This is a genomic window from uncultured Tenacibaculum sp. (genome assembly GCF_947494125.1).
GTDB lineage: Bacteria > Bacteroidota > Bacteroidia > Flavobacteriales > Flavobacteriaceae > Polaribacter.
Window position 1 is genome coordinate 210,986 of the sequence record NZ_CANLTU010000004.1, and the last position, 13,688, is coordinate 224,673.

Below are 13,688 nucleotides of genomic sequence, written 5' to 3' on the forward strand. Positions count from 1 at the left end.
TCAATTTATTAAAACATCTAATTTTAAAAGTTTTTAAACATTTTTTTATTTTTTATTTTTTTATTTCCTAAAGAAACAAAATTAGGAATATTACTAACTTCACCTAATAACCATTTATATAGTTGAATAGTTTTATGACCAATATCTTCCCAAACATAATCTTTTAATACTAATTCTCTCCCATTAACTCCCATTTCTTCTAATTCAGCAGTAGATTTGCTAGTAGCCTCAAAAAGCCCATCTTCAATTCCTTCTTGAGTATTCTCTACCCAAAACCCACTATTTGTAGTATGTAAATTTTCCCATGGAGCACCATAAGTCGTTAATACTGGTACCGATCTTGCTAATGCTTCTGCTACAACAATACCAAAATTCTCAGTGTATGTAGGTAAAACAAATAAATCAGAAGAATCAAATAATTTTATTTTATTGTCATTAAAAACCGGCCCGCAAAAAATAACTTTGTCTTTTATTCCAAGCTCATTTGCATATGCCTTTAAAGACTCTATATATATAGCTTCTCCATTACCCGCAATTGTTAGTTCCCAACTATTTTGTCTTGTTTGGTTTAATTTTGAAAATGCTAAAAATAATCTCTCAATTCCTTTTGAAGGGTGAATTCTTGACAAAAAAAGCATTTTTCTCTTTTCGGCTAAAGACTTCTTTTTTTCTTCTTTTTTAATAAAACTTCTCCAAACCCCATTTGGTATTAGAGCAATATCTTTATTTGGAAATAAATCTCTTAAATGTTTTACTTCTCTTTCTGAACAACCAATTAATATAGATGATCTAGTTAAATTTATTTTTTCAAATAAATTATACATAACTTTTTTTTTCAAACTAGACATTTTCAAACTAAAAGGCTCTAAATAACCATGTGGTTGAATAATTACAGGTATATTATCACGAGCAGCTGCAATTGAAAGTTCTGAATTCCTTAACCATAGTCCGTGTTGATGAATCAAATCAAAATCACTTAACTCTTTTTTTAAAAAATTCATTTTTTTTAAAAGCCCATAATTAGGGTTTAAATATGTATCTAAGGCTTTTATTCTAATTTTCATTTCATTTGTTAAATCTTCTCTTATCTCTATTTCTTCATTTTTACTTCCTGGAAACCATAAATGAGAATCAACTTCTTTAAAGTTTTGTAATTTAAAATACGCAAAAGCAACCTCGTGTACTCCTCCACCTCTTTTAAGACCAGCAACATTTGCTAAATTTAAAACTCTCATCGTTTTCTATTTATATATGTTTAACAAAATATCATCAAAATCCTTAACATAAGAAGAATATGAAAAATTCTCTTTAAAAAAATTATAAGACATTGTTTTCATTAATTTAACTTCATTTAAACTAATAGATTCTAAAAAGCTTATAGCATAAGTTAAATCATTTTCACTAAAATTAACACCTATTCTATTTCCCTTAATAAACAACGAAGTATCACCTTTTGCAGAATTAATTATAGGAATACCATAAGACCAGTAATCAATAGATTTATATGATAACGCTACTTCTGTGGTATCTTTATAGCCATTAAAACCAAACCACGAGTCTTTTAATAATTCATATTTTTTATTTTCTTCAAAAATTTTACCATAATAAACATAGTTAATTCCGTAAAAATTCAATTTATCAATAAAATAATCTTTTTTATCTCCATCTCCAATAATTTTTATGAAAATTTCACGTTTTTTTGATACAATTAAAGCTATCTGAATAAAACTATCAATATCATTAATCCTCCCAATATTTCCTAAATAACAAAAGGTTAACGTTTCTGAAATAGAACTATTATAGTCTATTAATTCATTTTCTTGAGTTTTTTTAAGGTAAATAATTCTGGCTTTTTTTTCTTTATCAATTTGCATGAGTTGAAAAAAGTAATTAGATTCTGTAATTATATAATCCGAATTCTGGATCGTAAAATTTCTAAGACTCTTCCAAATTTTACCAAAGGTTATATTAAGTATTTTTTTTGCAGGTACAGGTACAGGTAATGCTTCTGGCCATACGTCAATAATATCAACTATTATTTTTATGTTATTTTTTTTTGAAAACTTTGTCAATAAATAACCTAAAAAATTTGGGGGCACAGTTACAAAAAGTAAATCTACATTCATTTTTTTTAAAAAAAATAAAGTCTTGATGCTAAAAATAATATGAGAAATTATTCTAATCACAGAGAAATTCGAACTATAACCAAGAGTATTAATCTTATGGTAATTAGGAGCATCAAATTCTCTTTTTTTCTTGTTACTATGAGAGAAATCGGAGTATACAACATGCATCTCGAAATCTTCTCTTTGTTCGAAATATTTTGATGCAAGGTAAGGCCTTGAATTTGGTAGTCTTTCAAAAAAATTTGAAACTATAACAACTTTTCTAATCATATAAAAACGAATTATATTCTTTTATAAACTTATCTGTTCTTACACCTGGATTAAAAAAGTTTATTGACCAATCATTCATTATCAAAAATGAGAATTCTTCAATTAAGATTAATAGTTTATATAGCTCATCAGGTATTCCTTTTGTTTTTATAAAATATTTAGAATTTTTTTGTTTAAAAATCTCATGTTTTTCAAAAGCTTTAATTAAATTATTCCCTTCTCTTATACCTGATACCAAAACAAAAAGATCATAAAACATAAATCTATTCGACACCATTTCCCAATCAATAACCACAGGCTTGTTTTTTGAATTAATTAAGATATTTGAAGATTGAAAATCTCCATGATTTAATGATATAGGGATTATAATATCAGAATATTTATTAATCAGATCCTTTAAGCTGTTCAATTCAGTAACAGTTTTAAAAGCTCTATTATTAATCTCTTTATTGTTAAATTTACTTGCGACATCCCATATTTTAACTTCAAGCGTTGATATTAAATGTTTAAAGTAAGTTAATACATTAATTTCACTTAAATTTGGTTTTAACAGTTCTTTTTCATGCAACTCATAACATTTTAATTTTAAATTAAAAGTTGTTTTCGTATTCTTAAGTCTATTAATAGGAGTCGCATAAATAAACTCTTCCTGAAACCAAAACATCCCATGATTTATTAACTTAGGTATATATGAAACATCATTAGCACTAGATTTTCTAAAGTTAATTTCATTAGATATTAGTGATGTATCTTCTCCTTTTTTTAGTAATACATAAATTTGTCCCTTTATTTCATTTGACAATCTCATTCTATGATTACCTCCAATAATTAAAAAATCACTTATTGTAAATTGAAACCTAATTTTTTTACATAAAATAGGCAATATCATTCTGTTAGTCGCTAAGAATACATAGCTGCTCTGTAAAACAGTTCTTAAGTAAGTTTTACCAACAGAATATTCATTACTCAAATTAGTAAAAAAATGTTTTGTTTTTGGGAGAGTTGTTATAAAATTCAAATATTTATTAATATAGTAAACTCCTTCATTATTATTAATCATGCTCCCTATTACAGCTTCTCTTTTAGCTTCAATAAGTGTACTTTCAATAATATTAAAAAAAGGTTCCCTTTTAACTAATTCGCTAATTCTCATTTTTTTCTATATACGAAATTATTTGCTTTTTAATATCTGATTTACTATCAAAACCATTTATATAAATCCCTTTATTATTTTCTAAATATTTTTTATAATAGTTTAATCTTTTTGCTAAAACTTCAGGAGTATCTGGAAATGGTTCAAACTTTTGTTTTGACCTTATAACAGATTCTTCTACTGTAATTAGCGCTACAAAATGACTAGAAGGCTTATACATAGTCTTAACAAGGATTTTCCAAATAACCCAATTCTCGAATTTTTGCAAAGGAAAATTCAATCTAAAATCAATAAATGTATCATAAAGATACCTATCACATATAACTACTTTTCGTAAAATTTTTTCTTGAAACCTAAGGTAAAATGAATAATAAAAAATCAAATCAACAATTGCTATAAACAACCAAACTTTCTGTACTTTAACATTACTAATTGCCTTGTCTCTAGCTGGTGTATTTCCTGATTTTGGCAGTTTCTTTCTTAAAACCTTCCTCAAAATTGTTTTAAGAAGCTCAAATCCATCAGTATATCCTCCACGGCTCCAAAAAACCAAAACTTTGGATCCTTTTTTTTCAAAATATTGTTTCAATATCTCTATTTGTGTCGACTTACCCGCACCATCTAATCCTGAAAAAACTATCATTTCTTATTTATTAATTTATTAAAACTCTCTTTTTCTTTATTTAATTGTAACAGCTTTTTTTTATTGTTTGTAATGTAGAAAACAAGTCCCTTAACACTTAGCAGAAGTAAGTTTAAATATTTAACTATTTTAAAATTAAATCCAAAATATTTATAATAAAATGAAAGAGATTTGTGGTGTTCGTTTAACAAAAACTCAGACATCTGAACTTTCTTTTCCAAATGAATATATTTTAAATCAGATCTAAATCCTAATAAATATTTTTCTGGTAAATTTAAAATTTTCTTAGCTATATATGACTCTTCGTGGTATAAAAACATATTTGTATTAAAACCTCCAATATCTTCAAAAACATTTCTTTTAATAAAAAGGCAAGCTCCTGAACTTATCATATTACCAAGTTTAAAATCGAATCTATTAAACCATTTTACAAGAAAATTTAACAAAGGAGTAAAGTAACCTCGTATAAAAAAGAAAGAAATCTGTTTATTTAAATGTTCATCAACCATTTGTAATCCTAATGTGCCCAATTTTGTATTCTTAAAACTTTCAATTATTTTTAAAAATATTGGTTCAATCAATATTGTATCAGGGTTCAAAAAAAGTAAAATTTCTCCAGAGGAAATATTAAAACCTATATTATTGGCAGTACCAAATCCGACGTTACCCCCACTTCTTTTATATATAATCTTATCACCATAAAGATTAATAAAATTATCACTCATTCTATTTGAAACTTCATCATTGCTATTATCAACAACAATAATTTCTAATCCCCTACCAATATCATTGTATTTTAATAATGAATCTAAACAATCAAAAATAACTTCTTCTGAGTGAAATGTGACGATAATAACTGAAATCATTTATTAAATTATTAATAAGGCTATTGGTAGATTATTGTTTACTTAAAATCATTATAAAACTCAAATTAAGTTTTATTTTAAAAAACTTCATAAGCTTAAAATCAATGAAGCGCAAAAATACTATTTTTAATTTCTTCTAGTTCATAAATTATTTAGTTTCTACGCAATAATCTTGGATTTTTATTTTTCTGATTAAAAAAAATATATTTATATACTTGGTGTATTATAAGTGGTAAAATTACTCCAACAATACTATACAAAAACCACCACATAGATCCTTTAATACTAATGACAGGAAAAGATGAAATTTTTTCATAAGGATATGAATAAACATAAATAATAATTAAGCTAACCAATTTAAAAGAAAAGAAGTGTAATGCTAATATTGTTAACGTATTTTTTCCAATATAATTTAAAAAATTACATTCAGAAAATCTTATTAAAGTCTTTGATATATACAAAACCAAATAAACACCTGACATTGAGGATATAATAAAAAATAATGGATTTACATAAACATTTAATCCTACATTAATAGAACCGAATTGATTAAAAAATATTAATATAAAAATTGAAATTAATGCGTATTGAAATTTATTTGGTATTTTATCTTCATATTGGCGATATATAACACCAGCATGATAAATTAAAATCATTATTAAGGAATTATCCAAAAACCTAGGTAGTTTATATCCCATCATAAGAATAGTGTTAGCTATAATAAAAATCAATAAACAAATAATTGTCATTGCTCTAACATTTTTTAAATATTTTACAACTATAAAGTTCAAAATTAAATAAATCATACTGATTTCTATTAACATTGTTAAAAACCAAAATGCTCCAAGAAGCCCATCTCCTTTAATACCTCCTCCAAGAAGTAAAATGTTTATCATAGGCTTAAGATAAAAGTCAAATGACCAAACCATAACACTATCTTTAAACAGACCAAACCATACAAAAATATTATAACATATTAAAAAAAACAATGAATATTTAATGAATGGAATGTAAAGCGATTTAATTTTTTTTACCATAGCTATTTTTAAAGGGTATTTACCATTAAAAGTATAACCAGATAAAAAAATAAATGCAGCCATATGAAACAAATAGATATAAGAAGTGAATGGAGCACCTGAATGACCTATTACCATTAAAATTATTAAGATAGCTTTACTAATATCTAAAAACTTAAATCTTTCATTCATTTTATTTATTTTACTCATAAAGAATTGCTTTTTTTATGAAATTTAAACCGTAAAAATTATAAAGGTTTATATTGAAAATCATTTCTCTTACTATAACTAGTGATTCTTAAATTATCCATTTGTTTGAATACAAGAAGCCAGTATATAATTTCAACAGTATATCCTGTCAAATTTGAAGAAAATATATTTACCAATAAAATACCAAAAATAATTATTGCTAATTCAAAATATCGCTTTTTAAAAATAGTAAAGAGAATAAGAGTAAGGTTAAATAAAATCCAAAAAAGGAAAATGAATATCCCACTATCATATAATAATGCTAAATGAAAATTTTCTACATAAACCCCAAACCCCATTCCTGGTTCAAGTTCCATATTTGCAAAACCAACACCTTTTCCAAATAAGATTGTTATAAAATTGTCATTCCCTAAATTATCTATTAATTGTGTTATAGAACCTAACCTTGCTGTATAACTATGCTCCTTTAATGTAACAATCGATAATATATCATCCAATTTACCTGTAAGAACAACTGCAAACGCAAAAACAAAACTTGATAACAAAATTTTTAAGGTTTTCTTGTGGTAAATCAAGTTATAACAAATAACAACAAAAAGCATTACATATGAAGATCTACTTCCCATAACTATCATAGGTATTATAGATATAATCACAAGAAAATAAAACATTTTAGTTTTTTTATTTTCATAATAAAAAAAAGACAAAAAGCTTACAAGTTCAATAGAAAAAATAATTGGAGTACTAAGGTTTGACGGTCTAAAACTTTGTCCTCCATATGCAAATAAATGTTCAAATTCAGTACCAGAATAAATATTAACCACTCCAAAAAAGGAATAATCAATAACAGTTCTGTAATAAACTATAATTAAGTTTACAATAAAATAAGGCACTAAAAGTTGGGAGAATTTTAAATTATTTTTTTTTGAATAAATGAAAGAATAATATATAACAAACGGTATTACAATAAATCTATAAATTGAAAGAATTATTTGAAATCCTGATAATGACACCAACAATACTTGTAGTAAGATCAAAACACTAACTAAAGCCCAAATTACAATATGCTTAGTTTTAATTAAACTATCTTTAACAAGATGTATGGATAACATTAATATTATTAAGGCTATTAACAAGTATGAGCCTGAACGAAAATTTGCATTTATAACAGGTGATAAACTTGTTGCTAAAGCAAAAAACATTGCAGAATAATAAGGTTTGCTATAAAGAGTTTTTAGTATCATTATAATTAATACTAAAAAGACAACAACACTAAGAAAAGCAAGCATATTAGTTCTTTTTTAAAAATCTCTTAAAATAATTTTAGATATATCTAATGACCGTTCCTTCCAAGAATTAATTTTAAGAAAATTAGTTCTCTCTTCTTTTGATTTAACAGATAAGTTTCCAAGCATTAAATTATTTATTAACTGTAAAAAATCTTCATCATCATTATAAGCATAAACAAATTCATTAAACTGTTCAATTTCCTTATAATTACATGTTATTACCGGTTTTCCTGCAAATATATATTCATATAATTTTACTGGATTCACAGATAATATTAAATCATTAACTATGAACGGCATAATTAATGCATCCGCTTTTGCCATAAAAAGAGGCAACTCAACATGTGCTTTTGCTCCTAGGTGAATAATTCGGTTGTGAGTAGGTATTTCACTCCCTAAAGGACCAATCAAAATGAGTCTTAATTCAGAAAAATCATCTAACGCTTTTTGAATGATCTCAAAGTTTAACCACTCAGATATTGTACCTATGTACATAATATCTACATACGCTTTTTTGAGTGGATAACTTATTTCTTTATTAAGCAAATTCTTGTGCAAAAAATTTTGGTCAATTGCATTATTTATTAAATGAATATTTTTTTTAATTCCATATCGCTTATATATTACCTGTTTTAACCAATTAGATGAAACAATTATATTATTAGCTCTTTCAACGAACTTCTTTTCCTTATTAATAATTTTTGAAGCTTCTGGTTCTTTCTTATATTTAGGAAATTCACATACATCATCCATGCAGTCATAAACTAAATTTAGTTTAATATCTATTATGTCCGAAATACTTGAATAATCAATAGCACTACTCATCCAAAGGCAGTCAACATTCTTTAAATATTTTTTGACATATTGTCTATAAATAAATCTATTTAACTTTGCAATAATTTGAAATCTACTTAATGGAAATTGGAATATACCAATACAATTATTTGGAATCGTTGATCTTGTCAAGAAGTCTGTAAGTGATTTTTTATATAATATAGTTACGTCAAAATATTCATTTAAGTTTTCTGCTAAAAAGTGCGGTCTTTGCTTTATCCAATACCAACTAACATGCATTATATATAGCATTTTTCTTTTACTATGTTCCATTTTTGTAAAATATTAATTATGATTTGATTACATTCTATCTAAATACTTAACTGTAAAAACTGATTGAATAATAGTGTGTATCAAGTAAGATATCAAAAAACTATAAGCTAAACCTTTTGCTCCATATCCTAATTTTAATAAAATAAATGTACTTATCAATAAGACTGCACCCCAAATTGAATTAAAAATAAACCCAATCCACATTTTACCTTTTCCAGCTATTGCTTGTCCAACAACTCCATTAATTGAAATTAAAACAGTAGAAAATGCCAATATTATAAGAATAATATTTCCCTCAGCAAAACCTTTCCCATAAGTATTCATGATTATAGAAGAAAAGAGAGAGATTCCAATTGCCATAATCAATGAAATTATAAAATTAATTATAACATTTAGTTTCAAGATACGCATAAATTGTTGTCGGTCGGTAGAACCCGACAAAAGTGGTAATACAATCTGAGAAAGGACAACAGGTACAAAAAGAATGGCACTCTTCCATTGATTAGCCGCAGAAAACATAGCCATTTCATCAAAACCTTTTGGTTCATTCACTAACATTGCATTACATGCCCAAATAATAGGACTCACCATTAATCCAGAAAGAAGAGCTGGCAAACTAAATTTATAAAGAATTGGCCATTCATTTAATGCTTTTTTAAATTGGATAGTAATCCCAAATTTAAAAGATTCTCTCCGAACCGCTACAAAATTAAGTACCCACAAAATTAAAAAATTTAACCCAAAACCAATTACAGATCCAGGTAAACCAAAAACAAAAGTAAAGCCAATTTGAATTGGAAAAACCAGAATTACTGATATAATATTAACCTTAGCTATAATCTTGAAAGACTCAAAACCTGCAAGTATACCTGTTTGTGCTCCGTTTAGCGAACTAAAAAAAAGTATAAATGCACTCAAGCGAATTTCATTAACCAAGTGGGCTGCATTTATAGTTTTTTCCGCTAAAAATGGTGCGGAAATTAATAAAAAAACAGCAATAACACCTCCCGTAGCTCCTGCAAAAAGGGATGTAAGTCCAATAATTTTCCCTGCTTTATCTTTATCTTTTATCTTAAATTCAGCGATATATTTGGTTGCTGTCAAGCCTAATCCAAAACCCGCAAAAACTGTAAACATATTTACCGTAGAACGAATAATTCCTAATTCTCCAAATTCTGTTTTCCCTAATATTCGCGCAACAACTATCGAAGCTACTAACATTAATCCTTGTGAAAGAACTGAACCTGTTAGAGACCATAAAGCTCCACTAGCAATTCGCCTTCCTATATCTGATTCTTCAACTCTATTCCAAAACTTTTTAAGAACCTTTGGAAGAATCGAATATATTTTAACTCCTATATTATTCAAAACTATTTATTAGATGATTTAGATTTTTTACCTGCAAAGAAATTACTTAATTTAAGTAATGTATCTATCTGTTTTTTTAGTTCACTAAACGCTACATATCATTGGTAAAGGTAAGATTAATCAATATTAAAAATTATTTTAAACAAAGTCTTAATGAGTCTTTCCAATATGGTATTTCTATATTATATTGTTCTATAATCTTTCTTTTGCTTAATATAGAATATAATGGTCTTTTTGCTGCTGTAGGATATTGGTTTGTCTCAATAGGATTCACTTTAATATCAATTCCAGAACATTCAAAGATTGCCTTTGCAAAATCATACCAACTACAAATACCCTGATTTGAAAAATGATACACTTCTACCTCTTTATTTTGTAATTGAGGTAAAATTTCAAGAATAATTCTTGCTAAATCTTTAGCGTATGTGGGAGTACCGACTTGATCAGCTATAACAGATAACTCATCTCTTTCACTCCCCAATCTTAGCATTGTTTTTACAAAATTATTACCATAATTAGAATACACCCATGACGTTCTAATAATAATAGAGTTTTCTGGAGCAATTTCCTGAACTGCTACTTCTCCTGCCGCTTTTGTTATTCCATAAACAGTTTGTGGGTTTGTAGCATCTGATTCTAAATAAGGTCTGTTTTGGATTCCATCAAACACATAATCTGTAGAGATTTGAATTAATTTAATTTTTAAGTCTTTGGCAATTCTAGCAAAATTCTTAACAGCCAAATGATTTACCTCATCATTCAGTTCCTTTTCTCCTTCAGCTTTATCGACAGCAGTATAAGCTGCACAATTAACAATCACTTCAATTTCATTGTTTATAATGAAATTTTTCACTAAAGAATGATTTGTAATATCTAACTCTTTTGAATCTGTAAAATAAAAAACATGCTCATAATACTTACTCTGAAAATCTTTCAATTCAGAGCCTAATTGGCCACTTCCTCCTGTAACTAATATCTTAGACATACAATTTATCTTTGAAATTAAAATAGGATGCCTTTTCAAAAACAGGTTGTTTCGTATCTTTTTCTGACAACTTCATTACTTCTATAGGAATCCCCCAATCAATATTTAAAAAATCATCATCAAATGCAATTCCTCTATCACATTCTGGATTGTAGAAATTATCTACTTTATATGCAAAAGTAGCTTCCTCACTTAATACTAAAAAACCATGAGCAAACCCTCTAGGAACTAATAGTTGTTTTTTATTTTCTCCTGTCAATTCAACTGCAACATGCTTTCCAAATGTAGGAGACCCTTTTCTAATATCAACAGCTACATCTAATACACTACCTGTAATTACTCTAACTAATTTTGTTTGTGCATACGGTGCTAATTGATAGTGAAGTCCTCTTAAAACTCCATACGATGATTTTGACTCATTATCTTGACAAAAATCTATATCAAACCCTAAAAAAGCATCTAGCTTGTCTTCTCGAAATGTTTCTGTAAAATACCCACGCTCATCACCAAAAATTTGAGGTTCACAAATCACTACATCAGGTATTTCTGTTCTTGTAAATCTCATCACTAATTTTTTACCCTATTAATTAAATATTGTCCATAACCATTTTTCTTTAATGGTTCTGCTAACACTAATAATTCTTCTTTAGAAATATACCCCATTTCAAAAGCAATTTCCTCAATACAAGCTATTTTTAACCCTTGTCTATTTTCTATTGCTTGAATATAGTTTGAAGCTTCTAACAGTGATTCATGAGTACCTGTGTCTAACCAAGCATATCCTCTCCCCATTAACTCCACTTTTAGATTACCTTTATCTAAGTAAGCTTGATTTATCGAAGTAATTTCTAACTCACCTCTATCACTTGGTTTCACCTTCTTAGCTATTCCTATAACCGAATTTGGATAAAAATATAAACCAACAACGGCATGGTTACTTTTTGGATTTTTGGGTTTTTCTTCAATACTCAATGCACTTCCTTCTTTATTAAAGTCTACAACCCCATAACGTTCTGGATCCTGCACATAATAACCAAAAACAGTAGCCATTTTTTCTTCTTCAACATTTCTCAGAGAGGATGCTAGTAATTTTGTAAATCCATGGCCATAAAAAATATTATCTCCTAATACCAAGCACACATCATCATTACCTATAAAATCTTCGCCTAAAATAAACGCTTGAGCAAGTCCATCTGGCGAGGGTTGCACCTTATATAAAAACTTCATTCCCAACTCCTCACCTGTTCCCAATAATTTAATGAAATTTGGTAAATCATCTGGTGTCGAAATTATCAATACTTCTTTAATACCTGCCAGCATTAATACTGACAAAGGGTAATAAATCATCGGTTTATCGTTAATAGGTAACAACTGTTTTGAAACAGCCTTTGTTAATGGATACAACCTAGTTCCTGAGCCTCCCGCTAAAATAATTCCTTTCATATTTACTTGTATTGTTTTTTATAATATTTTTCATACTCTCCACTTACAATACGCTTCATCCATCCTTCATTATCAAGGTACCAATCAATTGTCTTAGACAAACCTTCTTCAAAAGTAACGGAAGGCTTCCACCCCAACTCTTTACTTATTTTTGAAGCATCAATAGCATAGCGCAAGTCGTGCCCTGGACGATCTTTTACATAAGTAATTAGTTTTTCGCTTTCTCCTTTATCTCTTCCAAGTTTTTCATCCATCTGAAGGCATAATAATTTAATCAAGTTAATATTTTGCCATTCATTAAAACCGCCAATATTATACGTTTCTTCATTTTTTCCTTTGTGAAAAATCAAATCTATTGCAATGGCATGATCTACAACGTATAACCAATCACGTGTGTATTTACCATCTCCATAAACAGGTAATGCTTTATTCTTTATTATATTATTAATAAACAATGGAATTAACTTTTCTGGAAATTGATTACCTCCATAATTATTTGAACAATTAGAAATCACATATGGTAATCCATATGTTTCTCCATAAGCTCTTACAAAATGATCAGAACTTGCCTTACTAGCAGAATAAGGTGAATTAGGGTCATAAGAAGTTGTTTCAGTAAACAACCCAGTTTCTCCAAGTGTTCCGTATACTTCGTCAGTACTTATATGGTAAAACAATTTGTTTTCCCATTTATCTTGCCACAATTCTTTGAAAGCATTCAACAATACCATAGTTCCCAATATATTAGTTTTCGCAAATGCCAATGGATCTGATATAGACCTATCCACATGAGATTCAGCGGCTAAATGTATAACACTATCAAATTTATACTTTCTAAAAAGTTTTCTTATAAAAACTTCATCAGTTATATCACCTTTAATAAAAGTGTAATTAGATCTATTTTCTATGTCTGTTAAGTTTTCTAAATTACCAGCATACGTAAGCAAATCTATATTATAGACCTCATACTCATGGTATTTATTTACAATAAGTCGTACAACATGAGAACCTATAAAACCTGCTCCTCCTGTAATTAATATTTTTTTACTCATATTTAAATTATGATTTTATTTCACAGTAAACTATTACTATTTTCAAACATTATTCTTTAATTGAAAATACTAATATCGCCTGTAACTTAGATTATAACGTTTATATTTTTAATCTAACCTTATTTATACTCTATAGAATTTCAATACAATTTAGTATAGT

13 protein-coding genes are annotated in these 13,688 nt (G+C 27.3%); all 13 read right to left on the reverse strand.

The window, feature by feature from the left end; all coding sequences use genetic code 11:
* Positions 1-23 precede the first annotated feature (23 nt).
* The 13 genes from Q0881_RS09555 to rfbB all read right to left on the reverse strand — a co-directional run bounded on the left by Q0881_RS09555 (position 24) and on the right by rfbB (position 13,528).
* Positions 24-1,235 (reverse strand): glycosyltransferase, encoded by a 1,212-nt coding sequence (locus Q0881_RS09555; protein WP_299159439.1) that lies wholly within the window; start codon positions 1,233-1,235, stop codon positions 24-26.
* Positions 1,236-1,241: 6 nt separating this feature from the next.
* On the reverse strand, positions 1,242-2,126 hold the full coding sequence (locus Q0881_RS09560) for a hypothetical protein (protein WP_299159442.1): 885 nt from the start codon (positions 2,124-2,126) through the stop codon (positions 1,242-1,244).
* A gap of 262 nt (positions 2,127-2,388) precedes the next feature.
* Positions 2,389-3,549, reverse strand: coding sequence for a phosphotransferase (locus Q0881_RS09565; protein ID WP_299159444.1), 1,161 nt, complete (start codon positions 3,547-3,549; stop codon positions 2,389-2,391).
* Positions 3,539-4,192 carry a hypothetical protein gene (locus Q0881_RS09570; protein WP_299159446.1) on the reverse strand — a complete coding sequence of 218 codons (654 nt, stop codon included), beginning with the start codon at positions 4,190-4,192 and terminating at the stop codon, positions 3,539-3,541. Before Q0881_RS09570 ends, Q0881_RS09565 begins: the two co-directional genes overlap by 11 nt.
* Positions 4,189-5,058 carry a glycosyltransferase gene (locus tag Q0881_RS09575; RefSeq protein WP_299159449.1) on the reverse strand — a complete coding sequence of 290 codons (870 nt, stop codon included), beginning with the start codon at positions 5,056-5,058 and terminating at the stop codon, positions 4,189-4,191. The genes Q0881_RS09570 and Q0881_RS09575 overlap by 4 nt, the downstream gene beginning before the upstream one ends.
* A 152-nt stretch (positions 5,059-5,210) precedes the next feature.
* Positions 5,211-6,284 (reverse strand): acyltransferase family protein, encoded by a 1,074-nt coding sequence (locus Q0881_RS09580; RefSeq protein ID WP_299159452.1) that lies wholly within the window; start codon positions 6,282-6,284, stop codon positions 5,211-5,213.
* A gap of 38 nt (positions 6,285-6,322) precedes the next feature.
* Positions 6,323-7,528, reverse strand: coding sequence for a hypothetical protein (locus Q0881_RS09585; RefSeq protein ID WP_299159455.1), 1,206 nt, complete (start codon positions 7,526-7,528; stop codon positions 6,323-6,325).
* Positions 7,529-7,585: 57 nt separating this feature from the next.
* Entirely contained in the window at positions 7,586-8,680 is a 1,095-nt protein-coding gene (locus tag Q0881_RS09590) for a glycosyltransferase (protein ID WP_299159457.1), read from the reverse strand.
* A gap of 27 nt (positions 8,681-8,707) precedes the next feature.
* The gene (locus tag Q0881_RS09595; RefSeq protein WP_299159460.1) at positions 8,708-10,048 is read right to left on the reverse strand and encodes an oligosaccharide flippase family protein; all 1,341 of its coding nucleotides are present in this window, start codon (positions 10,046-10,048) and stop codon (positions 8,708-8,710) included.
* A gap of 133 nt (positions 10,049-10,181) precedes the next feature.
* On the reverse strand, positions 10,182-11,033 hold the full coding sequence (gene rfbD / locus Q0881_RS09600; protein WP_299159462.1) for a dTDP-4-dehydrorhamnose reductase: 852 nt from the start codon (positions 11,031-11,033) through the stop codon (positions 10,182-10,184).
* On the reverse strand, positions 11,026-11,598 hold the full coding sequence (gene rfbC, locus Q0881_RS09605; protein ID WP_299159464.1) for a dTDP-4-dehydrorhamnose 3,5-epimerase: 573 nt from the start codon (positions 11,596-11,598) through the stop codon (positions 11,026-11,028). The genes rfbD and rfbC overlap by 8 nt, the downstream gene beginning before the upstream one ends.
* 2 nt (positions 11,599-11,600) lie before the next feature.
* Positions 11,601-12,476 carry a glucose-1-phosphate thymidylyltransferase RfbA gene (gene rfbA / locus Q0881_RS09610; protein ID WP_299159466.1) on the reverse strand — a complete coding sequence of 292 codons (876 nt, stop codon included), beginning with the start codon at positions 12,474-12,476 and terminating at the stop codon, positions 11,601-11,603.
* A gap of 2 nt (positions 12,477-12,478) precedes the next feature.
* Complete coding sequence (gene rfbB / locus Q0881_RS09615) at positions 12,479-13,528, reverse strand: dTDP-glucose 4,6-dehydratase (RefSeq protein ID WP_299159468.1); 1,050 nt, start codon at positions 13,526-13,528, stop codon at positions 12,479-12,481.
* Positions 13,529-13,688 lie beyond the last annotated feature (160 nt).